26 protein-coding genes are annotated in these 24211 nt (G+C 65.2%); 19 read left to right on the plus strand and 7 right to left on the minus strand.

Translation table 11 applies throughout. The annotated features are described in order from the left end of the window. Positions 1–153: 153 nt before the first annotated feature. From J0H39_00040 to J0H39_00070, 7 genes are read left to right on the plus strand one after another with little or no spacing between them, the layout of a single operon-like run. A complete protein-coding gene (locus J0H39_00040; GenBank protein ID MBN9495114.1) occupies positions 154–1050 on the plus strand; it encodes an SMP-30/gluconolactonase/LRE family protein in 897 nt (298 codons plus the stop codon). An 11-nt stretch (positions 1051–1061) separates the two neighbouring features. Then, positions 1062–1868: an SDR family oxidoreductase gene (locus tag J0H39_00045; GenBank protein MBN9495115.1), complete on the plus strand. Its 807-nt coding sequence runs from the start codon at positions 1062–1064 to the stop codon at positions 1866–1868. 13 nt (positions 1869–1881) lie between these two features. Beyond that, positions 1882–3012: a hypothetical protein gene (locus tag J0H39_00050; protein MBN9495116.1), complete on the plus strand. Its 1131-nt coding sequence runs from the start codon at positions 1882–1884 to the stop codon at positions 3010–3012. A gap of 1 nt (position 3013) precedes the next feature. Next, the gene (locus J0H39_00055; GenBank protein MBN9495117.1) at positions 3014–3928 is read left to right on the plus strand and encodes an amidohydrolase family protein; all 915 of its coding nucleotides are present in this window, start codon (positions 3014–3016) and stop codon (positions 3926–3928) included. A gap of 52 nt (positions 3929–3980) precedes the next feature. Then, entirely contained in the window at positions 3981–4928 is a 948-nt protein-coding gene (locus J0H39_00060) for a tripartite tricarboxylate transporter substrate binding protein (GenBank protein MBN9495118.1), read from the plus strand. 10 nt (positions 4929–4938) lie between these two features. Then, positions 4939–5451, plus strand: coding sequence for a tripartite tricarboxylate transporter TctB family protein (locus J0H39_00065; protein MBN9495119.1), 513 nt, complete (start codon positions 4939–4941; stop codon positions 5449–5451). Positions 5452–5492: 41 nt separating this feature from the next. After that, positions 5493–6929 carry a tripartite tricarboxylate transporter permease gene (locus tag J0H39_00070; GenBank protein ID MBN9495120.1) on the plus strand — a complete coding sequence of 479 codons (1437 nt, stop codon included), beginning with the start codon at positions 5493–5495 and terminating at the stop codon, positions 6927–6929. On the opposite strand, the gene J0H39_00075 is transcribed toward J0H39_00070, so the two are convergent. Both J0H39_00075 and J0H39_00080 read right to left on the minus strand, forming a co-directional pair. Then, entirely contained in the window at positions 6926–8308 is a 1383-nt protein-coding gene (locus tag J0H39_00075) for a hypothetical protein (protein MBN9495121.1), read from the minus strand. The two genes, J0H39_00070 and J0H39_00075, sit on opposite strands and share 4 nt — an antisense overlap. Positions 8309–8365: 57 nt before the next feature. Further along, on the minus strand, positions 8366–9466 hold the full coding sequence (locus tag J0H39_00080; GenBank protein MBN9495122.1) for a mandelate racemase/muconate lactonizing enzyme family protein: 1101 nt from the start codon (positions 9464–9466) through the stop codon (positions 8366–8368). 80 nt (positions 9467–9546) lie between these two features. On the opposite strand from J0H39_00080, the gene J0H39_00085 reads away from it, so the two are divergent. The 9 genes from J0H39_00085 to J0H39_00125 are packed head-to-tail and all read left to right on the plus strand — an operon-like array spanning position 9547 to position 17195. Further along, the gene (locus J0H39_00085) at positions 9547–10197 is read left to right on the plus strand and encodes a GntR family transcriptional regulator (GenBank protein MBN9495123.1); all 651 of its coding nucleotides are present in this window, start codon (positions 9547–9549) and stop codon (positions 10195–10197) included. Then, a complete protein-coding gene (locus J0H39_00090) occupies positions 10194–11672 on the plus strand; it encodes a sulfatase-like hydrolase/transferase (protein MBN9495124.1) in 1479 nt (492 codons plus the stop codon). The genes J0H39_00085 and J0H39_00090 overlap by 4 nt, the downstream gene beginning before the upstream one ends. Before the next feature lie 40 nt (positions 11673–11712). Continuing rightward, on the plus strand, positions 11713–12747 hold the full coding sequence (locus J0H39_00095) for an ABC transporter substrate-binding protein (GenBank protein ID MBN9495125.1): 1035 nt from the start codon (positions 11713–11715) through the stop codon (positions 12745–12747). Positions 12748–12757: 10 nt separating this feature from the next. Continuing rightward, positions 12758–13552 (plus strand): ABC transporter ATP-binding protein, encoded by a 795-nt coding sequence (locus J0H39_00100; GenBank protein ID MBN9495126.1) that lies wholly within the window; start codon positions 12758–12760, stop codon positions 13550–13552. Then, entirely contained in the window at positions 13549–13869 is a 321-nt protein-coding gene (locus tag J0H39_00105) for a hypothetical protein (GenBank protein ID MBN9495127.1), read from the plus strand. Before J0H39_00100 ends, J0H39_00105 begins: the two co-directional genes overlap by 4 nt. A 20-nt stretch (positions 13870–13889) precedes the next feature. Continuing rightward, positions 13890–14681 carry an ABC transporter permease gene (locus J0H39_00110; GenBank protein MBN9495128.1) on the plus strand — a complete coding sequence of 264 codons (792 nt, stop codon included), beginning with the start codon at positions 13890–13892 and terminating at the stop codon, positions 14679–14681. Continuing rightward, positions 14678–15439, plus strand: a complete 762-nt coding sequence (locus J0H39_00115) for an ABC transporter permease (GenBank protein ID MBN9495129.1) — start codon at positions 14678–14680, stop codon at positions 15437–15439. Before J0H39_00110 ends, J0H39_00115 begins: the two co-directional genes overlap by 4 nt. Further along, entirely contained in the window at positions 15436–16371 is a 936-nt protein-coding gene (locus J0H39_00120; GenBank protein ID MBN9495130.1) for an aldo/keto reductase, read from the plus strand. The genes J0H39_00115 and J0H39_00120 overlap by 4 nt, the downstream gene beginning before the upstream one ends. Beyond that, positions 16368–17195 carry an amidohydrolase family protein gene (locus J0H39_00125; GenBank protein ID MBN9495131.1) on the plus strand — a complete coding sequence of 276 codons (828 nt, stop codon included), beginning with the start codon at positions 16368–16370 and terminating at the stop codon, positions 17193–17195. Before J0H39_00120 ends, J0H39_00125 begins: the two co-directional genes overlap by 4 nt. Here J0H39_00125 and J0H39_00130 read toward each other — a convergent pair. The 5 genes from J0H39_00130 to J0H39_00150 are packed head-to-tail and all read right to left on the minus strand — an operon-like array spanning position 17192 to position 21728. Then, entirely contained in the window at positions 17192–18418 is a 1227-nt protein-coding gene (locus J0H39_00130; GenBank protein ID MBN9495132.1) for a PhnD/SsuA/transferrin family substrate-binding protein, read from the minus strand. The genes J0H39_00125 and J0H39_00130 overlap by 4 nt on opposite strands. A 49-nt stretch (positions 18419–18467) precedes the next feature. Continuing rightward, positions 18468–19268: an ABC transporter ATP-binding protein gene (locus J0H39_00135; protein MBN9495133.1), complete on the minus strand. Its 801-nt coding sequence runs from the start codon at positions 19266–19268 to the stop codon at positions 18468–18470. After that, on the minus strand, positions 19265–20041 hold the full coding sequence (locus J0H39_00140) for an ABC transporter permease (GenBank protein MBN9495134.1): 777 nt from the start codon (positions 20039–20041) through the stop codon (positions 19265–19267). Before J0H39_00140 ends, J0H39_00135 begins: the two co-directional genes overlap by 4 nt. Next, entirely contained in the window at positions 20038–20835 is a 798-nt protein-coding gene (locus J0H39_00145; GenBank protein MBN9495135.1) for an ABC transporter permease, read from the minus strand. The genes J0H39_00140 and J0H39_00145 overlap by 4 nt, the downstream gene beginning before the upstream one ends. Then, positions 20832–21728 (minus strand): NAD(P)-dependent oxidoreductase, encoded by an 897-nt coding sequence (locus J0H39_00150; protein MBN9495136.1) that lies wholly within the window; start codon positions 21726–21728, stop codon positions 20832–20834. Before J0H39_00150 ends, J0H39_00145 begins: the two co-directional genes overlap by 4 nt. A gap of 247 nt (positions 21729–21975) precedes the next feature. Here J0H39_00150 and J0H39_00155 point away from each other — a divergent pair, with 247 nt between their 5' ends. The 3 genes from J0H39_00155 to J0H39_00165 all read left to right on the plus strand — a co-directional run. Then, positions 21976–22923, plus strand: coding sequence for a LacI family DNA-binding transcriptional regulator (locus tag J0H39_00155; GenBank protein MBN9495137.1), 948 nt, complete (start codon positions 21976–21978; stop codon positions 22921–22923). A 386-nt stretch (positions 22924–23309) separates the two neighbouring features. Then, entirely contained in the window at positions 23310–23972 is a 663-nt protein-coding gene (locus J0H39_00160) for a GntR family transcriptional regulator (GenBank protein ID MBN9495138.1), read from the plus strand. After that, positions 23969–24211 (plus strand): hypothetical protein (locus tag J0H39_00165; GenBank protein ID MBN9495139.1); only part of this gene is annotated, 243 nt, incomplete at its 3' end. The genes J0H39_00160 and J0H39_00165, both read left to right, overlap by 4 nt.

Consider the following 24211-nt stretch of genomic DNA (forward strand, 5'->3'; position numbering starts at 1 on the left):
CCCCGTCTTCGACGCGATTCTGACCGCCCCCTTCCCGCGCCCGCAGAATGGCGCGGCGCCGATCCCGGAAGGACCGGGCTGGGGCCTCGCCCTCGACATGAACCAATTGTCGCCGGAAGGCGCATTCAAACGTTTCGGCGCGGAGGCCGGCGCATGAGCAACACACCGACGATCCCTTCGAGTGCCGCGCAAGCCGTGCATCGCGCCAACGCCGTGACCGGCGAATGCGCGTTCTGGGACGCGCCCAGCGGCTTCGTGTGGTGGATCGATATCCAAGGCCAGCGCGTCCTGGGCTATGCGCCCGCGACCGGCGAGGAGCGCATCTTCAACATGCCCTCGATGCCCGGCATGCTCGCCGGGCGGCGCAAGGGCGGCATGCTGGTGGGGCTGGAGGACGGCATCCATGAATTCGATCCGGCCACGGGATTGGGCGCCCATCTCGTTCCCGTCGAAGCCGACAATCCGCTGACGCGCGTCAACGACGGCAAGCCCGATTCCGCCGGGCGCTTGTGGTTCGGCACGATGGATAAGTCGGGCCGTGCGCAGCCTTTCGGCGCGCTCTACCGGCTCGATCCGGACCTGCGTTTGACGCGCGTGCGCGAGAACGTCGCCGTGCCCAACGGGATCGCCTTTTCGCCCGATTGCCGGATCATGTATTTCGCCGACAGCGCCACGCATACGATCGAAGCGATCGACTACGATCCCGCGACCGGCGCGCTGGGCACATCGCGCGTTTTCGTCAAATACCCCGACGGGCTGATTCCCGACGGCACTTGCGTCGATGCGGATGGCGCGTTGTGGGTCGCGGTCGTCGAAGGCGGACGTATCGAACGCCGTTTGCCGGACGGCACGCTCGACCGCATCGTCGAAGTGCCGGTCTCCCGCCCGACCATGCCGGAAATCGGCGGGCCGGACGGCGAAACGCTATTCGTCACCTCCCAACGCCGCGTGCTGTCGCGCGACAAGCTGCGCACCGAAACGCTCGCCGGCGATCTGCTGGCCGTGCGAATCGGCCAGCGCGCGCCGCTCCCTCATCGCGTCGCCTTCTAGGAACATCGTCCATGACATCCTCGATCTTTTCCATGCGCGGCCGCAAATGCTTGATCACGGGGGCGAGCCTGTCGATCGGCCGCGCGATCGCGCTGGGCTTCGCAGAACACGGCGCCGACATCGCCGTGCATTACGCCGCCGAAGCCGACAAGGCGTTCGGCTTTCCCGACGCCGCGAAGGAGACGGTGACGCAGATCCGCGCCCTGGGCTGCCAAGCCCATGCGGTCGAAGCCGATCTCGCGGCGCAAGGCGGACCCAAGCGCGCTTTCGACGGTGCGGTCGCCGCGTTGGGCCAAATCGACGTCGTGGTCGTTTGCGCCTCCGTCCAGATGCGCGAGGAATTCAGCGCGATCTCGGCCGCCGAGCTGGAGCGCCAAACGCGGATCAATTTCGACGCGACGATCGAATTGCTCGGCCTCGCCATTCCGCCGATGCGCGCGCGCAAATGGGGCCGCGTGCTGACCATCGGCAGCATCAATCAAACGCGGCCCGAACCGTCACTGGCGGTTTACGCCGCGCTGAAGGCGGCGCAAGCCAATCTCGCCCTCAATCTCGCCGCGCAATGCGGGCGCGACGGCGTGCTGGTCAATAATCTCGCCCCCGGCCTGGTCGAGACCGAACGCAATCGCTGGCGGCGCAAGGACGAGGCCGAGTGGCGCGACATCCAAAAGAAAGCGGCGCCGCTGCTGGGCCGCGCCGCACGACCCGAAGAGATGGTCGGCGCGGCATTGCTGCTGTGCTCGGACGCCGGCAGCTATATCACCGGCGCCGATCTGCCGGTCGCGGGCGGCGCGCAATTGCCCGGCGCCTATAACTGACGGAGGACACGCCATGGCGATCGCATCGATCGACGTCTTGCTGCTCGAAGCGGGTTATCTCAACTCCGCGATCTTCCAGCAGAAGCTGGCGACGCCGATGTCGCCCTTCCCCGAATTCGCCACGCGGCGCAGTCTGTGGATGTGGCCGCCACAGAAGGTCATCACCCGCATCACCGACACCCAAGGCCGCGTGGGCGTATCGATGACGAATGGCGGCGCCGTGGTCGCGACGATCGTACGCGACCAGTTCGCGCGCCTGCTGACGGGCCGCGACGAAACCAAGATCGACGAGAATTGGGAGATCGCCTTCCGCTCGATCCTGCCGTTCGACCGTTCCGGCTTCGCGATGATGGCGGTTTCCGCCATCGATATCGCGCTGTGGGATTTGCGCGCCAAGCGTGAGGGCCGCGACATCGCCGATATGGTCGGCGGCCGGCGCGACGTGACATTGCCCGCCTATACGACAACGCTATCGCCTGAGCGCTACGCGAAAAGCCCGTTCTTCGGCATTAAAACGCCGATGGTCGCGGGGCCGAGCGACGGCGAAGCGGGCGTCGCGGAGAATGTCGATCTCATCCGCCGCGCGCGCGAAGCCGCAGGCCCCGACCGCGACGTGATGCTCGACGCGTTTATGGGCTGGGACGTCGACTACACGCTGCGTATGGTCGAAGCGCTCGCCCCTTATCGCGTGCGTTGGTTCGAAGACCCGCTATCGCCCGCCGATGTCGGCGCCTATGTGCGCCTGAAGCGCGAAGCGGGCGACGCGATCACGCTGGCGCTGGGCAATTTCTGCTTCAGCTTGTGGGATTGCCGCGCGCTGATCGAAGCGGGCGTGGTGTCGATCCTGCAGCCCGATATCGCCTGGTGCGGCGGCGTGACCGAAGCCTTGCGCATCGACCAGGACGCGCGCAAGGCGGGCCTGCCGATCATCTTCCACAACACCTCCGAACAACCTTGGGCGCTGTCGCTTAGCCAAGCGCTCGATACGGTGAAAGAAGTGGAATATGTCGACCGAGATCCCGGATCGATGCTGCACGAGATGTTCCAAGGTTCGACCGGCGTGATCGACGGTAAGGTCCGCACCGGCAAAGCGATCGGCAACGTGCTGTCGCAGCGCGTGAGCGATGCGCTGGTGAGGTTCTGACATGGGTGCGGCGCGCGATTACAAGCTGATCGACGGTCACCATCATCTATGGGACCTCGCGCGTCTGCCTTACGCGTGGCTGCGGCCGGAAGCCCCACCCCGCCCCTTCGGCGATCACACGAAGATCAAACGGAACTTTCTGCCCGCCGATTATCGCGCGGCGACCGAAGGCCTCGACATCGCCGCCAGCGTGCATGTCGAAGCGATGCCGGGTGCGGCCGATCCGGCGGCGGAGTCCGCATGGCTCGACGAGATACGCCCCGGCGACGGCATCGTCGCGGCGAGCATCGCGCATCTCGACCCGCGTTCGCCCGGTCTCGACGCCGCCCTCGATGCGCTCGCCCGCCACGAAACGGTGCGCGGCATACGCACCGGCATCGCCTTTCGCACGAATTCGCCGTGGCGCTTCGCCAATGCCGCCGGTCTCGCGCGGTCCGACGATTTCCGGCGCGGCATCGCGCGCATCGCGGCGCGGGACCACATCGTGGAAATGATCTTGCTGCCCGAACAGATCGTGGAACTCGTCGAACTCGCCGACGCGCATCCGCATACGCCGTTCGTAATCAATCATATGGCGACGCTGGAACCCGGCTTCGAGGATGTGTGGCGCGCGGGCGTACGCGAAGCGGCGAAGCGCCCCAATATCCACATAAAAATTTCGGGGATGTGGACGATCGCCCGCGATTGGAACGAAGCCGCGATCCACGTGCCCGTTCGCTTCGCGGTCGAAGCCTTCGGCCCCACGCGCTGCTTGTGGGGAAGCAATCTGCCGATCGAGGGATTGATGTGTGGTGCCGCTCGTCAAATCGACATGCTGCACCGCGTTCTCGGGGATCTGTCGATATCGGACCGCGCCGCGATCTTTGGCGGCACGGCCGCGCAACTTTATCGCATCGGTGGTGCCGCCCGTTCTTGACGCCATCGAATTCGATCTCGATACTCGAAAAAAATCCAAGGGGAGGAATACAATGAGAAGACTCGCCATCGCGCTCTGCGCCGCATTCGCGTTCGTCACGCCCGCCGCTGCCGCTTGGCCCGAAAAGCCGATCCGCATCGTCGTGCCCTTCGGCCCCGGCGGCACCACCGACATTCTCGCGCGCACGCTCCAGAAGGTGCTGGACGAGAAGAAGCTCGTCTCCCAACCCGTCGCGATCCAGAATGTCGGCGGGCATTTCTCGGTCGGCGCACGCCAAGTGATGACGGCCGCCCCGGATGGCTACACCTTCCTGGCGATCCATCTTGCCCTGTTGTCGGGCGAAGTGGTCGATCCCGCGCGCGGCGTTTCGTACCGCAATTTCGAGCCCGTCGCACTGACCGGCGGCTTCTGCTTCCACCCGATCGTGCGCGGCGATTCGCGCTTCCAAACGCTGAAGGATCTGCTGGAAGCGGCCAAGGCGCAGCCCAACACGATCGTCACCGGCGTCAATATCGGTGCGCTCAACCACATGATGGCGCTGTTCATGGAACAGGGCTTTCCGGGCGCCAAATTTCGCTACGCGCAGATCGGCGGCGGTGGCGAAAATTTCGCGGCGCTGATGGGCGGGCACACGCAGCTGACGGTGCTGTCGAGCTCCGAATACCAAACCTACAAAGCCAACGGCATCCGCGCCCTTGCCTATTCGGGGCCGGAGCGCCTGTCGCTGGAGCCGAACATCCCCACCGCGCGCGAGCTTGGCTTGGGCTTCGACTATTGCGCCGAGAATTTCTGGTTCGCGCCCAAAGGCACGCCGAAGGAAGCGATCGACGGCATGGCGAGCGCCCTGCAAAAGGCCAACGAAACGCCGGAACTGAAGGACTTCTTCGCGAAGCAAGCCCAGACCGGCCAATTCCTGCGCGGCGCGGATTTCGCCAAGCGCTTGGACGACGTGTTCAAGGCGATCGAGCCGATCGCAAAGACCGCCGCCCCGCCGCGCTGACGGACACGCCTTGTCGCCGAACGAAGACTCGCCGAAGGATCGGCGCAACGACGCGATCGCGGGGGCCGCTATCCTCGCGATCGCGATCGTTTTCGGCACGGCCGCCTTGCGCGAGCCGCCCGCCCATTACGATCCGCTGGGCCCCGGCACCGTGCCGTTGGCGGTATCGATCGTGCTGGGGATATTCGGCGCGATTTTGCTGATCCGCACGCTGCTGGGCCTCAAAGTCGGGCAATCCGCGCAAAGCGTGATCGCCGGCTTGTCGCTCGACGATCCGGAAGTCGATTACAAGCTGCGGCCCGGCCTTGCCGTCTTCACCTATGCCGCGACCGCCGCCTATGTCGGCGCGATCGCCTTGGGCATTCCCTTCGTGTGGTCGACCTTCGCGTTCCTGGCAATCGTCGGCTCGGCGATGGCGCGGTTTCGCCGGCCGCTGATGTGGTGGGTCTTGGGTTCGACCGCCGCCGGCACCTACGTCATCCATCTGCTATTCGTCAAAATCCTGATGGTGTCGCTGCCGTGACGCTGATCGACGCCTTCTTCCATCTGCTCTCGCCCGGCCCGATGACCATCATGTTCATCGGTGTGACCATCGGCATCGCGGTCGGCGTCATGCCCGGCATCACCGCCGGCATGCTGATGGCGCTGACCTTGCCCTTCACCTATTCGATGGCACCGGTCGATGCGATTATCCTGCTGATCTCGATGTTCGTCGGCGGCATTTCGGGCGGGCTCGTGACCGCCACGCTGATGCGCATTCCGGGCGAGCCCAACGCGGTGATGACCACGCTGGACGGCTATCCGCTCGCGAAAAAGGGTTATCCGGGCCGCGCCTTGGGGCTGGGCAATTCGGGTTCGATCGTCGGCGGTTTCGTCGGCTGGATCTTCCTGGTGACGCTGACGCGGCCCCTCGCCGACATCGCCGTGCTGCTCGGCCCGTGGGAGAATTTCGCGCTGGTCCTCACCGCACTCGTGCTCGTCTCCTCGCTCAGCCGCGGCTCGTTTCTCAAGGGTATGATTGCGGCCTTGCTCGGCGTGCTGGTCGCGATGCCGGGCGTCGACCAGACCTCCGGCCTCGTGCGCCTGACCTTCGGCGCCGACGCATTGACCAACGGCTTCCAGCTTCTGCCCGTTGTGATCGGCCTGTTCGCGCTGTCGCAATTGATCGCCGACACAATCCATGTCGAGCAGAGCACCGACCATATCAAAGCCTCGATGCGCGGCGTGATGATCGGCTTGCGCGACTACGTCGTACATGGCTGGAACATGATCCGCTCGGCGCTGATCGGCGTGTGGATCGGCATCCATCCGGGCGTGGGCGCCACGGTGTCGGCGATCGTCGCCTATACGGTCGCCAAGAACGTGTCGAAGAAGCCGGAGGAGTTCGGCCAAGGCAGCGAGGAAGCCATCGTCGCCGCCGAGACCGCCAACAACGCCACGACCGGCGGCACGCTGATCCCGCTGCTGGCGCTGGGCATTCCCGGCGGCATCGCGGACGCGATCCTGCTGGCCGCCCTGGTCATGCACAATCTGCGGCCCGGCCCGCTGCTGGCGACGACCAATCCCGAAATCGTCAACACGATCATGGCGACGCATCTGGCCGCGCACGTCGTCATGTTCGCACTGATGACCGCCGGCGTCTTGCTGTTCGCGCGATTGATGCTCGTACCGCGCGCGATTCTGTTCCCGCTGGTGCTGGTATTCTGCATCGTCGGCGCCTATTCGGTCGACGGGCAGATTTCCGACGTGTGGATCATGTTGATCTTCGGCATCGTCGGCCTGGTGATGGAACTGGCGCGCTTCCCGATGGCGCCTTTCGTCATCGGCTTCGTGCTGGCGCCGATGGCCGAAGGCAAGCTGCGCTCCGCGCTGATGATCTCCGACGGCTCGATGCTGCCGCTGTTCACGCGGCCGGGCTCGCTCGCCCTGCTGGCGGTCGCGGCGATCTGCTTCGTCTGGCCGTTCTGGCGCGAATGGCGCGCCCGGCGGGCGAAGGCCTAACCGCCCGCGCCGATCAGGTCGAGCTTCGCGTCGGCGAGATAGCCATAGCGGTTGATCCACACCTTGCCGTTCGCCGCCTTCATCGCGGCGTCGAAGCGTGCGCCGAAATCCGCGACCGGACCGAAGCCATGCGCCATCGCGCTGACCGGCGTGGGCGCCGACGCCTTCACGGCCGCGACGATCTTGCGCATTTGCGCCGCCGCATCCACCGGATGCGGGCTGTCGGAATCGGGATACTCGGCGATCGCGAGCCCGAACTTTTCCGGCGCATCGCAAACGTCGAACAGCTTCGCGACCAGCGGCGCGACCTGATCGAGCGTACCGAGGCCCGGATTGTCGCGCAGCAAGCGCTTCGCCCACGACCCGACCATCATCGGCCAATGCATGGTGAAGAGCTTGACCGCGATTCCATCGACCTTGGGCGCCAATGCTGGGAAGTCGAAGCCCGAGATGTCGGTCCAAGGCGGCGGGAAGCTGCGCAGCAGCATCTCCTTGCCCGGCACCGCCCGGCGCAAACGCTCGACGAAATCGGTCACCAATTTCCGGCGTAGTTTCAGCGCCGCCGCCACGCCGGGATAGTCGGCGAGCCAAGCGGCCATACCATTGCCCGACGCCGCCGCTTGCAGCTCGGCCAGCGTCAAACGCGTGTTGAGCCGCGCGTGAAACGCGGCCGCATCGCGTTTCATGCCCTCGAAATCGTAGCCGAGCCGATCGGCCGCACGCGCGACGCTCTCGGAGAAGTCGAGGAAGGCGCTATCGAGCGTATAGGGCGGGTATTCGGGCCAATCGATATGGAACCCGTCGATATCGGGATAGGCCTCGGCCAGATCCTTCAACAGCGCGATCGTGTAGGCGAGGATTTCCTCGCTCGCCAGCGAGCCGTTCTTGTCGAGCCGGTCGCCGACGCGCGAACCGTCGAACGACAACGGCTCGTCCTCCGGTTTCGGTCCGCCGAATTGCACCCGATAGCCGGGCGGGATCGCCGCCTGGACCTGCATATAGGTCTTCAGCCCACGCGCTTTCGCCTTGGCCAAAGCCGACGCGATGATGGCGCCCTCGGCCTTGGTATGCGCGTCCGGTGCGGGCGGCTGATAGCGCAAGCCCGCGTAATGCGCCTTGTTGGGCGCGTAGGAGACCGAGGTCTGCACGAACAATTCGCGCTTGCCCCAAAGCGGCCGGTCGAGCAGGCGCACCGTGCCGAGCCCGCCATCGATCGGCGGCTCGCGCCCGCCATTCGCGGCGTCGGAGGGGCGCATCACATAGGGCGAGGTCGCGATCGCGAACGGCTTCGCGCGGCGCTGGATATTGTCGAGGACTTGATCGACGCCTTCGTTCTGGAAGAACTCGGGAAAAACGACGAGACCGACTTGCCGCTGCATTGCGCTTCCGCCCCTTGGTTCTATTTCGTCTTCGATAGCATTCCGGCGGCGTCGGGACTAGCCGATCATCGCGCTGAGATCCACGCCAAGGCCCGGCCGCTCCGGCGCGGTCAACATGCCGTCGGTCATCGCGAACGTGCCTTCGGGGGCGCGTTCGAACAACGGACTATGGAACACATGCCGTTCGACCGAGTCGGCGTTCGCGACCGCGGCGGCGAGATGGATGTTGGCGAGCATCGACACAACCGAATTCGAATGATGCAGCGTCACCGGGCGGAATGCCGCTTCGGCCAAGGCCGCGATCTTGCGCCCGTAGGTGATGCCGCCCGAAATGATCGGATCGAACTGCACGAAATGTACGGCGTTGCGTTCGATCAGCCGGCGGAAATTCGGCAGGCCGTAATCGTTCTCGATGCCGCATACGGGAATGCCGCCTTGCTCATGCACGCGCACCATACCGTCCACGTCGTCGATCGGCAGCGGCTGCTCGAACCAGTAGATATCCAGCGGTGCCACCGCGCGCGCAAAAGCGATGGCGCGCGGCACGTCGTAGGCCGAAACGGCATCGACCATCAGCCGCGCATCGGGCCCCATCGCGCGTTTGAGCTTGGTCACGCGCTCCACGTCGGCCGCATGGCTCGCGCCCCCGACCTTGATCTTCACGGCCTTGTAGCCTTCCTTCACATAGGCGGCGTATTCCTCGGCGAACTCGTCGGCGGTCTGGCCGGTCTTGTAGAGACCGGCACTGGCGTAGGGCATGACGCGCGGATCGTTGCCGCCCAACAGGCGCCACAACGGCAGCCCGGCGCGCTGCGCCTTCAAATCCCATAACGCGATGTCGATGGCGCTCATGCAGGCCCAAGTCTGGCTGCGCCGGGTCGATACCGACGTCATGTCGATCGCACGTTTGAAGAATTGTTCGGAAAGATCGGCGTCTTGGCCGACCAGGACGGGTTTCAGATCTTCCTCGACGAAGGCCTTCAGCGAGCCCGGCCCGCCGCCATCGACCCAGGACTCACCCGCGCCCACGCGCCCATCCGACGTTTCGACGAACACGAGGAAGCTGCGCTTGACGGTCCAGCGGTAACGCGGATTGCGGATCGTGCCGTCGAGCGGCTTTTCCAGCGTGCGGACGTGGATGTCCTTGATCGTCGCCATGTCGTCTCCTCCGATTTTTTCCGACTATGGCCGAAATCGGGACTTGAGTGCAAACTGAGATATCAGTTATGACTTAGATCGTGACCCAATCCGCTCTCCGCCACAAAGCCTATGAACGCTTCAAGGAGCGGCTGTTCGCCGAAGTCCTGAAGCCCGGCCAATTCGTCAGCCAGCGCGAGCTGAGCGAGATCGTGAAGGTGCCGATCGGCCCCTTGCGCGAAGCGCTGAAGCGGCTGGAAGCGGAAGCGCTGGTGCGCTTGATCCCGCAGCGCGGGATCCAGATCACCGAGTTGAACGTCACGATGCTGAACGAATCCTTCGGCCTGCGCCGGATTTTGGAACTCGCCGCCGCGCGCCACTTCGCCGCCGAAGCGCCGATGCCGGTGATCCGGGAGATCGAGGCGCTGACCGAGCGGGTGATGAAGCGCGTGCGCGCCAATCCGAACCGCGAGAATCTCGACGAAGCCTTGCGCGTCGATTGGATGCTGCACGATCTGATTATCGACCGGATGGGCAACAAGACGCTCGCGGACGTCCATCGCGTGAATTTCGACAAGATCCGGTTGGCCCGCCAGCATCGCCGCTTCACGCCCGAGCGCGTGAGCCCCGCGCTGGAGGAGCATATGGCCGTGATCAGCGCTTTCCGGGCGCGCGATCCGGAAGCCGCCGCCGCCGCCCTCGACCGCCATTTGACGATCGCGCATCACCGCGCCGTGGGACTCGCCCCATGAGCAAGCGCCCGAATCTCCTGTTTCTGTTCTCCGACCAGCACGCGTTCCACGTGACGGGTTGCTACGGCGACAAAATCGTCGAAACGCCGAATCTCGACCGGCTGGCGCGCGAAGGCGTCACCTTCGACGCGGCCTATTGCCCCTCGCCGATTTGCGTGCCGTCGCGCATGTCGATGCTGACCGCGCGCCATCCCTCGGCGCAGGATTGCTGGACCAACGACGATTTCCTCGTCTCCGACCGCGCGACATGGCCGCATGCGCTGGGGGCCGCCGGCTATCGCCCGATTCTGATCGGCCGTCTGCATGCAATGGGGCCCGATCAGTTGCACGGCTATGCCGAGCGTGAGATCGGCGATCACAGCCCCAACTGGGGCGGCATCGCGCGCCACGATATGGGCGTGCTGAACGAAACCAACGATCCGCACCGCACCAGCGTAATCCGCAGCGGATCGGGCGAAAGCGTCTACGAGGTCAAAGACCGCGACGTGACGCGCGCGGCGGTCGCCTGTCTCGATCGGCTGGGTGCGGCGCGTAAGGGCGGCGACAATCAGCCTTTCGCGCTGACCGTCGGCTTCATGCTGCCACATCCGCCTTACGTCGCGACGAAAGCGGATTACGCGCGCTTCGCCGGCAAGGTTCAGCCCGCACGCCTGCCGCGCGGGCCCTCGGGCCAGGAGCATCCGTGGCTTGCCTGGTGGCGCAACAATCGCGGCATCGACGAAGTGCCGGCGGACGACGCGATGCGCGCGCGCATTGCCTACTACGCCCTCACCTACCGCCTCGACGCGATGATCGGCGAAGTGCTCGCCGCTTTGCAGCGCAATGGCCTCGCCGAGAACACGCTGATCGTCTATTCGACCGATCACGGCGACCAGATCGGCGAGCGCGGCCTGTGGTGGAAGCACACGTTTTACGAAGAATCGGTGCGCGTCCCGCTGATCCTATCCTGGCCCGGCCAGATCCCGCAGGGCGAACGGCGGCGCCAGGTCGTCAATCTGGTCGATCTCGCCGCGACGATGGTGGACGCGATGGGCGCGCCCGCCTTGCCGCACGCGCAAGGACGTTCGTTCTTGAACGTCGCGCGCGATGCGAATGCGCCGTGGCGCGACGAAACCTTTTCCGAGTACTGCACCGACGAAGTACCGGTGTGGACCGGTGGCATGGCGGTGCGCCAGCGCATGTTGCGCAGTGGCGATTGGAAGCTGATCTATTATCACGGCTACCGGCCGCAGCTTTTCAACCTCGCCGACGATCCCGACGAATTGCGCGATCTGGGCGACGATCCCGCGCACGCGGCGATCCGCGCGCAATTGCTGGAACGCCTGCTGGCCGATTGGTCGCCCGACGCGATCGACGCGCGGATGAAACAACGCCGGCGCGACAAGGATCTGATCGGCGCCTGGGCGCGCGGCACCAAACCCGCCAGTCATTTCATCTGGCCGACCAGGCCCGATCAAAACCGCCTCGACACCTGAAACGGCCGGAGAGCCGATCAAACCTAGGGAGCGAAACAAAATGCTGAAACTCAAACATCTCGTCGCGGCCGCCGCCTTGTTGTGGGCGGGTGCGGCCAACGCCCAGCAGCCGCTGGAAATAAAGATCGGCGCCGCTTACGCGACCGATCACGCCGCCGCCTTTATCGGCGTCGAGCGCGGCATTTTCGCCAAGCACGGCCTGGACGCGAAGCTGGTCATGTATCAAACCGGCGTCGAAATGATCAACGGCCTGCTGTCCAACGCGCAGGACGTGAACATCATGGGTTCCGTCCCGTTCCTGGCGGGCGTGTCGCGCGGCCAGCCGCTGGTGCTGATCGGCCATCTGCACGGCGATGCGCTGTCGGACAATTATTCGCAGAACAACGCGATCATCACCACGCCGCAAGGCGGCGTGCGCGTCGACGATCTGCAAAGCCTGCGCGGCAAGAAGGTCGGCCTCGCGCGCGGTACGGGTGCCGAAGGCTATCTGCTCGGCATTCTCGCCCAAGCCGGCCTCAAAGACACCGATCTGACGCTGGTCAACATCCCGCCGGCCAACACCGCGACCGCCTTGCGCCAGGGCGACGTGCAGGCCGTGGCGGCGTGGGAGCCGTGGGCGACGGTCACGAAGCTGCGCACGCCCGGCGCCATCGAAGTGATCCGCGGGAATTGCAATGGTTGCTACGATCCGGGCTCCATCCTGACGACGCGCGCGATCATCTCGCAGAAGTCGGAACAGTTGCGCCGCTTCATGGTCGCCTTCGCTGAAGCGCATCAATGGCTGCGTCAGAACTACGACGCGGCGGCCGAGATCGATATGCGCTGGATCCCCGGCCTCGACCTCGACGTCGTCAAGGTCGCGATCCGCAACTCGCTCTACGATCTGCGCGTCACCCGCAACTCGATCGACGGCTACAACAAGAAGGCGATCCCCGCCCTCGTCGCCGACAAGCGCATGGCACGCTCGCTCGACGCCGCCACCGTCATCGACGCGTCGTTCTACAAGCATGTCGAAGCGGTGGCGCCGCAGTTTTTCAACGATCTGAAGCCGATCCCGGCCAACCGCCGTCTGTAACGAAACGCGGATGAACACGCCCAAGATCCGTATCGCCGCGCGCGATCTGCGTCTCGAATACCGGGACGAAACGCGCGGCGAACACCACCTCGCCGTCGAAAAACTCTCGCTGGACGTCCGGGAGAACGAGTTCCTGTGCGTCGTCGGCCCCAGCGGCTGCGGGAAATCGACGTTGATTTCGGCGATCGCCGGCTTCCTCAAACCCGTCGCCGGCGAGCTGACGCTCGACGGCAAGCGGATCGAGGGGCCGGGGGCGGATCGCGGCGTGGTCTTCCAGGAATACGCGTTGCTGCCCTGGATGACGGTTCTCGACAACGTGGCGCTCGGCCCCAAGCTCAAGGGCGTGCCGAAGTCCGAGCGCCACGAACGCGCCCGCCATTATCTGGCGATGGCCAATCTTTCCGACGCGGCGGCGAAGTTTCCGCACGAGTTGTCGGGCGGCATGAAGCAACGCACCGCCGTCGCGCGCACGCTGGCCAACGAACCGCAAGTGATGCTGATGGACGAGCCCTTCGCCGCCATCGACGCCCAAACCCGCATGACGCTGCAGGAGGAACTGCTGCGCATCTGGTCGAAATCGCGCATCACCGTTCTGTTCGTCACCCACAGCGTCGAGGAAGCGTGCTTCCTGGGCGACCGCGTGGCGATCCTCACGCCCGGCCCCGGCCGCGTGAAAGAAATCGTCGACGTACCAATCGCGCGCGACCGGCGCGATTGGGCCACACTCGGCGCCGATCCGGAATTCGCGCGAATTCGTGATTACGTCCTCGCCTCCGTGCGCGGCGTCGACGGCAAGGCGGCATGAACGCCCGCCATCCTTTGATGCGGCCGCTTTACGCGACGGCAGCCCTTGTGACGATCGGCCTTGGCTGGATCGCCTGGGGGCAGTTGCACGCGCAATCCCTAACCGCCGGTCTCGACCTCAAACCCAGCAAGGCGCATTTCGCGATCACGCTCGCCTTCGCGCCGGAGGCGTTTCACGTCACACGGCTGCAATCCATTGGCCGCGTAATCGAGGTGAAGGACGCGACCGTCTTCATGATGGACGTCGCCGCCGCCGATATTCACGACGTCGCGACGAATTATTGGGTGCGGGAGGTCACGTCATGGCCGGGACGCTGATCCAAGCGCCCGCGCGCGGCATGCCCTGGTCGCGGCGCCTCGCGCGCCCCGCCAAGGGTGCCGCCGGCATTCTGCTGTTCCTGGCGGCGTGGCAAATCTCGGTGCCGCTGGTCGGGCTCGAACCCTATTTCTATCCCGCACCGATCGATGTCTGGTTCGCCTTCGTTGATCTGATGCGCAAGGGCATTCTGCCCGTCTATACGATCGATAGCCTGTCGCGCTACAGCGCGGGGGTGGGCATCGGCATCGCCGCCGGCGTGTTCTTTGGCGTGTTGATCGGCCTTAACGCATTCGCGTCGAGGCTACTCTCGCCGACGATCAATTTCCTGTTCGCGATCGTCGAGGTCGCCTGGATCCCGATCTTCGTGATCTGGTGGGGTTACGGCTACAAGACGATCCTGATCGCGCTGACCTATGTCGTGTTCTTCCCCGTGCTCTACAACACGCTGATCGGCGTGCGCACCGTGCCGCAACCGCTGATCAACGCGGTGCGTGCCCTGGGCGGCACACGGATTCAAGTGCTAACGCATGTAATCTTGCCCGCCGCTTTGCCCGGCATCATCACGGGGCTACGCGTGGGTGCGGGTTTCGCGTTTCGCGGCTTGATCTTCGCCGAAATCGTCGCCGCCAAAACCGGGCTCGGCTATCTGATCTTCGAAGGCGCCCAATCCCATCAGACCGCGCGGACCATCGTGGGTATGATTTCGGTCGGCGTGATCTGGCTGCTGATCGACCAGTTCTATCTGAAGCCCATTGAGCGCGCGACGATCGAGCGCTGGGGCCTTGTCACCGACGCCGAGCAGCGCGCATGAAGCCGTCCAACGCCATCGGGCTTCTGCCCTTCGCGGCGGCATTGGCGGCTTGGGCGATCGTGCCGCTCTACGTCGACTATCCGTCCTACATGCTGCCGCCGCTGCCCGACGTGTGGGCGCATCTTCTGGAAACGCTCGCCGACGGCACGCTTGCCGGGCATGTGGTGAACTCGTTGGGTCGATTGGCGCTGGGCTTCGCCGTAGGCACAGGCATCGCGATTCCGCTGGGCATCGCCATCGCCCTCAACCGCCATGTCGCGGATACGCTGAAGCCGCTGCTGACCTTCCTGCAATCGATCGCGGGCATCGCGTGGGTGCCGCTTGCCATTATCTGGTTCGGCATCGGGATCGGCTCGGTCGTGTTCGTCATCGCCAACACGATTTTCTTCGCCACGCTTTACAACACCGTGATCGGCGTGCAGGCGATCCCGCAGGCGCTGCATCGCGCAGTACGTTCGCTCGGCGGCAAGGGCTTGAGCCTGGCGAGCGTGCTGATCCTGCCGGGCGCCCTCGTCCAATTGATTGTCGGTTTCCGGACGGCGATGGCTTATGGCTGGCGCGCCCTGGTGGCGGCCGAGATGATCGCGGGCACCAACGGCCTTGGCTACATGACGATCGAAGCGGTGCAATGGTATCGCACCGAGACCGTGTTGCTCGGCATGATCGCCATCGGCCTGATCTGGCTCGTCATGGATCGCCTGATCTTCGAACCGATCGAACGCGTGACCGTGCGCCGCTGGGGCATCGTGCAGCGATGAAGCTTCCGGCCAATCGTTTGGGGCTCGGCGGGGCGGCTTTGGGCGTGTTATTCGACCCGATCGGCGACGATGCGGCGCGCGCGGTCGTGGCCGCCGCGTGGGATGCGGGCATTCGCGCTTTCGACACCTCGCCGCTTTACGGCGGCGGCTTGTCGGAGGAGCGCCTCGGCGCCGGGCTGAAAGGCCGCAAGCGCGACGATTATTTCCTGTCGACCAAGACGGGCGTCACGCGACCCTATGGCCAAGCGGCGGCCCCGCCGGGCGGGGCGCGTCGTGCGGCCGATATCTGGGATTATTCGCCCGAAGCGACGCAGCGTTCGATCGCGCGCAGCTTGGCAAGGCTCGATACAAACCACCTCGACCTCGTCCATCTGCACGATGTCGAAGGCCGTACCGATGCGGCGATGGCGGCTTATCCCGCCCTCGAAGCTTTGCGCGAACAGGGCATCGTCGGCGCCATCGGGATCGGCGCCAACCGGATCGATGCACCACTCGATCTGATGGCGCGCGCGAAATTCGACGCCGTGCTGGTCGCGGGCCGTTACAGCCTGCTCGATCAATCGATGCTGGAACTCGTGCCCGTCGCGCGCGCGGCAGGCACGAAGCTGATCGTCGGCGGCGTGTTCAATTCCGGCATTCTAGCGACGGGGGCGGTGCCGGGCGCCATGTTCCATTATGACCCAGCTCCCGAACCCGTTCTGGCGCGCACGCGCGCCATCGAAGCGCTATGCCGCAAGCACGAAGTGCCGCTGCGCGCGGCGGCGCTGCAGTTCCCGCTGGCCCATCCGGACGTCGCGATGCTGCTGCTCGGGCCCCGTCACGTCGACGAACTCGCCGACAATCTCGCTTTGCTCGCGCATCCCATTCCGGCCGCGTTCTGGCGTGCGCTGCAAGCGGACAGCCTGATCGACAAAGGATGTCCCCTGCCATGATCGACGCCCATATCCATTTCTGGGACCCCGCACGGCGCGACGACATCCTGATCGTGCGCCGCGAGCCGTCGCTCGATATCCGCGCGATGCCCGAAGAACTGGCGCCGTTGCTGGCACAAGCGGGTGTCGACGCCGCCGTCGCGATCCAATCCGCGCCGAATAGCGACGAAACCGATCACCTGATCGAAACGAGCGCCCGGATGTCCGCGATCAAGGGGGTCGTCGGTTGGGTCGATCTGACGGCGCCGGATGCGGGCGCACAGCTCGCGGCACTCGCCACGCGGTCGAAGGTCAAAGGCGTGCGCGCAATGCTCAATCGCGTCGATGGCATCGATTGGTTGACGCGCCCTGCCGCACAAGCGGGCGTGGCGGCGGTTCGCAAGGCGGGCTTGTCGCTGGACCTCATCACCCGCACCGAACATATCCCGGCCGTGGCGAAAACCGCCGCCGCCTTCCCAGACATCACGATCATCGTCGATCACGGCGCGAGCCCGCCCAGCGGCAAGCCCGGCTTCGCGGAATGGTGCGCCGGGATCGAAACGCTCGGCGCGCATAAGCGCGTCTTCACGAAATTCTCGGGGCTGGCCGAGGAAGCCGCCCCGGATTGGAGCGCCAAGACACTCGAACCCGCTTTGCGCCATTTGCTGAAATGGTTCGGACCGGACCGGCTGATGTGGGCAAGCAACTGGCCGGTGATCGATCTGCGCGGCGGTTATGCGCGCTGGGTCGCGGAAAGCCGCAAGCTGCTCGACGAAGCGGGCTTGAGCGCCGCCGGCCGCCGCGCGATCGAGGAAGCGACCGCGCGGACGGCCTATCGGCTTTAGGTGCGGTCCTTCCAGCGATCGAGTTCCCACGCGGGCTTGCCGCGCAGATCGGTTGCATCCGGCGCTTCGAACGCCGCCGCCGCGGGCTTCGAACCCGATTTCTCGTAAGCGTCTTTCAACACCGCCTGCGTTTGCGCGAACGCGCCCTTCACTTGCGACCAGGCGAGCGGACGTTCGATGATCTTGCCCGCGACCATGTATTTGGAGATTTCCAGGATCGCCGCCGCGTCGCCTTCGGTCGGCCAGCACCAGCCGCGCTTGAACAACACCTCGTCGTCCACGACCTTGGCGCCTTGCTCGGGCGGCAGGTTCCAGAAGGCTTTGACGAGTTCGGACACGGCCCCCGGCTGCATCTTGCCGAGTGCGTCGATCGCCTGCTGCTGCGCGACCACGAACGCCGTCGCCACATCGCGGTTGTTGCGCACGGTGTTCTGGCCGGTGATCCAGAACGAGCGATGCAGGTAATAACCATCGGGATAGAACGGCGCCTTCTTGACCGAGTCGAGCAGAATGCCCGCCCCCTTGCCCGCCGGGCCTTCGTAATGCGCTTCGGTATAGCCGAAGGAATTCATGATCGCCGTCGTGCCGATCGCGGCATTGGCCTGGAGATAGGCGGGATGGATCACCACCGCCGCATCCATGCCGGCCGGGATCGTCGCGGCCTGGGCTTGGGTGGGCGAATTCACCATCGTGATGTTGTGGGCGCGCGGATCACCGTTACCCAATTCGAATTGCAGCATCTGGGTGAAGGCGTTGTACGGGTCGCCGCCGAGCAACGCGCCGACCGTCTTGCCCTTGAGGTCCGCGAGATTGCGGATCGGCGAGCCGGGCCGCACCGCGACGACGAAGCGCAAGCGCCCTTCGCCCACGTTCAGCAACACGATCGGCGCCTGTTGCGCGATCAAACGCACGATCGGCGTGTTGCCCCACATGCCGAAATCGAGATTGCCGGAGACGAACGCCTCGACCATCGGAATGGCGGAGGGGTAGTCGCGCCAATCAACGGTCAGATCGACGCCCATGCCGGCGGCGACGCTTTCGAACGTCTTGTTGGCGATCATGTATTGCGTGACCGGCGAATTGCCGGCCGCGAAGGGCTGGCGGCCGACCGAGACCTTCACCGCACGACGCGCTTGGGCGCGGACGATGGACGGGGCGGCGATCGCCCCCGCGATGCCCGCCACCACGGCGCGGCGGCCGATATTCAGAAATGCTTGCGTCATCGTTCTCTCCCTTTTGGTTATCGGTTTTCGTTGTTGTCGTTCGCCGCTCTCAAGCCGTTGCGGCGCGATAGGCTTCGTTGCGGATCTGGCCCCAGATTTTCTGGACGAGTTCCTGAAAGCGCGGATGGGCGCGCGTGGAATCGTCGCGCGGGCGCGGCAGGTCGATCTCGACCACGTCGCGCACATGGCCGGGGCTGTTGCCCATCACCACTACGCGGTCGGCGAGGAACACCGCTTCGTCGATCGCATGGGTGATGAAGACGACCGTGCGCCGTTCGGCGGCGGGTCGCGCTTGGCCCCAGACGCGCAGCAACTCGTCCTGCAAGATCGTGCGCGTCTGCGCGTCGAGGGCGGCGAGCGGCTCGTCCATCAGCAGATATTTGGGCCCGTAGGCGAGCAGCCGGGCGAAGGCGACGCGCTGACGCATGCCGCCCGAAAGCTGGTGCGGATATTTGTGTTCCGCCCCCTTCAGCCCGACCAGCGCGATCGTATCGGCGACGCGCCGTGCGCGTTCCGCCGGCGACATGTCGGCACCCGCAGGCCCGTGCTGGAGCGCGAAGCCGACATTGCCTTCGACCGTCTGCCACGGAAACAGCGCGTAATCCTGAAACATGATGCCGCGATCGATGCCGGGACCGGAAACCTCCGCGCCATCCACCACGATGGCGCCGGAGGACGGCGCCATAAGCCCCGCCATCATGTTCAGCAGCGTCGATTTCCCGCAGCCCGACGGACCGACGATCACGACGAACTCGCCATCCGCCACCGAGAACGACGTTTCGGCCAAGGCGAGCACGCCCTTGCCCGCCGCCGGAAAGGATTTGGTGACGCTGCGGATCTCGATCGTCATGGCTGCTTCCATTTCATGATGCGCCCGGTCAACGTGCGCACGGCCCAGTCGAGAACGAGCGACACGACGCCGACCGCCGCCATGCAGACGACGATGCGATTGAGCTCGATCGAATAGGCGAAGAACACGAACATCATCTGCCCGATACCGCCCGATCCGCCGCCGCCCGATTTGGCGCCGACCGCGAGTTCGGCGGCGACGATCGCCGTCCACGCGACGCCCAAGCCGATACGCAAGCCCACCGCGATTTGCGGCGTCGCTCCCGGCAGGATGACGGTGCGCAGAATCGCCGCGCGCGACAGCCCCATCGTCGCGGCGGCGAGGATCAGATTGCGGTCGACGGATTTGGCGCCCGCGATCGTGTTGATGACGATCGGGAAGAACGCGGCATAGGCGACGAGCATCACCGCCGCCGGCGTGCCCGTCCCCAACCACAGGATCGCCATCGGCAGCAACGCGATCGCCGCGATCGGCCGGAAACTTTCGACCAGCGGATCGAGATTGCGTTCGGCCGCGCGCACCGTGCCCATCAGCATGCCGAGCGGAATTCCCAACGCGGCCGCGACCGCGAAACCGGAGAACACGCGCCCCAGGCTTTGCACCATCGCCATCGGCAGATCGCCGCTGGCGAACAGCACGATCCCTTCGGTAACGACGTGGTCCGGGCGCGGCGTGCGTATGCCGCCGAACGCCATCGCCAGCGCTTGCCAAACGACGATCAACGCCAACGGCAAGGCGACCGGGATCGCGGCGCGCGGCAGGAACGCGGTCATCGCCGGTCCCCCGCGTTCGGCGCCCAAGGCGTTAGATACTCGTTCAAGCGGCGCAGGCCGTAATCGTAGAGATAGCCCGACACGCCGACCATGCCGATGAAGGCGATGACTTTGGGCGTGACCAGCATTTCGCGATACCAGGAGATCGCATAGCCGAGCCCGTTGGGCGCGCCGACAAGTTCGGCCGCGATCACCGCCGTCCAGCCGGATGCCACGCCCAAACGCAGCGACACGAGCAGCGAGGGCAACGCGGCGGGGACCACCACGCGGCGGATGATCGCCGCGCGGCCAAGCCCCATGACCCGTGCCGCGTCGATCAAACGCCGGTCGACTTGCTTCGCCCCGGCGATCGTGCCGATCAACAGCGGGAACGCCGCCGTATAGGCCATGATGAAGATCGGCAATCCGTGGCCCACGCCGAAGATGAACAACGCCAGCGGAATCCACGCGATGCCGGAGATCGGCCGCAGAATTTCGACCACCGGATCGATCAAGCGTTCCAATAAGCGCGACATTCCCATCGCGAGGCCGAGCGGAATGGCGATCGCCGCCGCGATCAATAATGCCGCCGTCAGGCGGATAACGCTGATCGCGGCTTGCGCGAACAAATCGCCGTCGGACGCGACGTCGGCCAACGCGCGCGCGACACGCCACGGATCGGGCAGCAGCATCGCGTTGCCCGTGAGGATGGAGATTCCCCACCAGACGAGCGCGAACACAGCCATCGTCCGGAAATAGACGAAGACCGCGTCCGCCCAGCCGCGCGTGCGGCGCCCGTCCGGGGGGAGGCTCACTGGCCGGTCCTGACCTTCACGCCGGCTTTGTCTTCCCGCATTTTCAGCAGGACGCCGACATCGTTCTCGCCGAAGCCTTTATCCATGCCGTCGCGGCACGCGGCCAGCGTGGCGCGGCTGACCGGCGCGTCGAGCCCCATCTCGTCGATCATCGACAGCGCGATGCGGCAATCCTTGTGCGCCAGCTTCAGCATGAAGCCCGGCGCAAAATCGCCCTTCAGCGGCCGCACCGGGAAAGCGACGGCGAGCTGATTGTTCCACGCCATCGTCTTTTGCATGACCGAGGTCATGGTTTCGAGCGTCAGGCCCGCCTTGATACCGGCGGCGAGGATTTCGGCATTCGCCGCGACCAGCGTGGTCGCCAGCATGTTGTTGGTCGCCTTCATCGCGTGGCCGTTGCCCAAGCCGCCGCAATAGAAGAAATCCGTCCCCATGCAGTCGAGGATCGGGCGGACCTTCGCGACGGCATCCTTGTCGCCGCCGACCATCAGCGTCAGCGTGCCCGTCACCGCATGCTCGGCGGTCTTGCCGACGGGGCTGTCGACCGTGGCGCAGCCTTTGGCGGCCAGTGCCGCGCCGATCTTGCGCGTCGTCGCGGGCGCGCTGGTGCTCATATCGATATAGCTCGATCCCGGCTTCAAGCCTTCGGCCACACCTTTCGGGCCGAGCACCGCGCGCTCCACATCGGGCGCGTCGGGCAGCATGGTGATGACGACATCGCTCGCCGCCGCCACTTCGGCGGGCGAGGCGCCGGCGCGTGCGCCCTGCGCCGTCAGCTTCGCCACCGCCTTCGCATCGATATCGAACACGGTCAGGCTATGGCCCTTTTTCAGGATATTGGCGGCCATCGGCCCGCCCATGATCCCCAAGCCGATGAAGCCGACGGCGGTCATTTCGCCACCGCCGTGTCGCAGACGCAGTTGGTCCGTTGAGCTTCGCGCATCGACGTTCTCTCCCCTATGGCGGCGGCGATTCGCCGGCGCCTTGCCATCCGAAAACCGGAATTTGATCAAATGTTATCGAGTACATTGACGAATGCAAGACAAATTTGCGATGTACAACGCGATGTCCCCGCCCGCCGAAAAATCCCCCGGTCGTTCGCGCCTTCAAGACGTCGCCCGCCATGCCGGCGTTTCGACGATGACGGTCGCACGCGTGTTGCGCGAGCCGCACAAGGTGGCGCCGGAAACGCGCGCGCGCGTCGACGCCGCTTTGGCCGAAACGCGCTACGCGCCCGATTTCGTCGCCCGCGCGCTCAAATCGCAACGCTCGGGCATGGTCGGCGCGGTGGTACCGGTTCTCGCCAACTCGTTCATCGCCGATACGATGCAAGGCCTGTCGGAGGAACTGGCGCGCCACCATTTGCAACTCGTTCTCGGCGCCTCGGGTTTCTCGGCGCAAGCCGAAGAAGGCGTCGTGCGCGGCTTGCTGTCGCGGCGCGTCGATGCGCTCTACTTCACCGGCAATTCGCAAACGCAAGCGACGATCGAGTTGGTGCGCGCCGCCGGTATTCCCGTCGTGCAAGGCGCCAATTTGCCCGAAACGCCGATCGACCTCGCCGTCGGCATCTCCTACAAACAAGGCAGTGCCGCGATGGTGCGCTTCCTGATCGACCGCTACGGCACCGATATCGCCTATATCGGCGGCTCGCAGGTCGATAACGACCGCATGCGCGACCGGCGCGGCGGCTACGAACTCGCCTTCGCCGAACGCGGGCTTCGCCCGCGCGACGGTGCGGCGCAAGAAGTGCCGATCACGATGGCGGGCGGGCGCCTCGCAATGGCGGCGTTGATGGATCTGCCGCAACGGCCGCGCGCGGTGTTCTGCGCAACCGACGTGCTGGCGGCGGGTGCTGTGTTCGAGGCGACGCGCCGTGGCTTGCGCCTGCCAACGGACGTGGCGATCGGCAGTTTCGACGATCTGGAGGTCGCGGCCGAAATCGCGCCGGCGCTGACGACCGTGCGCGTGCCGCGCTACGACATCGGCCGTCAAGCGGCGCAAGTGATCTGCGCGCGCCTTGCGGGCGAGAAGCTCGCGCGCAAGGTCTGGGACATGGGCTTCGAAATCGTGGAGCGCGAAAGCGCCTGAAGGCGATCGCGCCAACGGTCGTACATCGACCTTCGTCAGCGCATTTAGGTCGGTTTGAGCCACCTGCGTAAGGGAGCGATCTCGGCCCGTCGTCACCGTGAATGGGACGAGGACGAGACCGATGAAGCGGACTCCGCCGAACGGAACGGCCGAACAGCATATCCGCGAGATCCGCCGCCGCTTGCTGCGCCGGCAATCGATCGCCCAGTCTGCAAACCCAGATGCGCCGAAGCCTTCGTTCACGAGAGCATCAAACTGCCTCGATTGGTTTTAGGACCGAAAAATCATTTTTGATCAAATTATTTGACTATCTGGCTATCTATTCATATATTTCACGAAATAATTCGGAGATTTGATCAAAAATCTCCGGAATAGGGAAACGTCGCTTGGCTCAAGAAATCGGCACGCACGCGGTATCCGATCGGCTGCGCCAAGATATTTTGGCAGGCGAGATCGCGTTCGGCAGCCGCTTGAAAATCGCGGAGCTCGCCGCGCGCTATACGACCAGCCACATGCCGGTGCGCGAAGCGCTTCACCAATTGAATGGCGAAGGCCTCATCATCCTTGAGCCGAATCGCGGCGCGCGCGTACGCGCCGTGGACGCCGCATTCGTCCGCGACATGTTCGATTTGCGCATCGCGCTCGAAGCGATGCTCGCCCGCCGCGCGGCCGAGAACATCACCGCCGCGCAACTGGCGGAAGTCGAACGGCTCCAGACCGAGTTCGAGGCGCGCGCCGCTGCCGCCGACTATCAAGGTCTGCTGGAAATCAATCGCGCCATTCACGCCGAAATCAACAAGGCCGCCGGTAATCTCGAGGCGATCAACATGCTCGAACGCCACTGGGGCATCATCGTCGCGCTTTGGGGGCGGCATGGATACGGCGCCGAGCGCGTCGCCGGCGTGATTTCCGATCACCGTCAGATCATTCTGGCCCTATCCCAGCGCGACGCCGAAGGTGCCGCCATTCTTGCGACCGCGCACGCGGCCAAGGCAAAGCAACAGATGCTGCTGCGAATGGGCGCCATCGCCGCCAAGGTCGTCGCATGACCGCCAAACTCCGCGCCATCGACCTGTTTCCCGTTCGCGCGAGCGCGAAGACGGTGTGGGTGTTCCTGCGCGCGATCGATACGGCCGGACATATCGGCTGGGGCGAAGCGACCTGGATCGGCCACGAACGCGAGTTGTCGTCCGTGTTCGCGCGCTTTGCGCCCGTCGTGATCGGCGCGCCCGCAACACCCGAAGGCTGCGGGCTGACGGCACGCAAGAGGTGCGGCACGGCCGAAGCC

This window comes from Alphaproteobacteria bacterium (genome assembly GCA_017308135.1).
In the GTDB taxonomy this organism is placed as follows: Bacteria; Pseudomonadota; Alphaproteobacteria; order CACIAM-22H2; family CACIAM-22H2; genus Tagaea.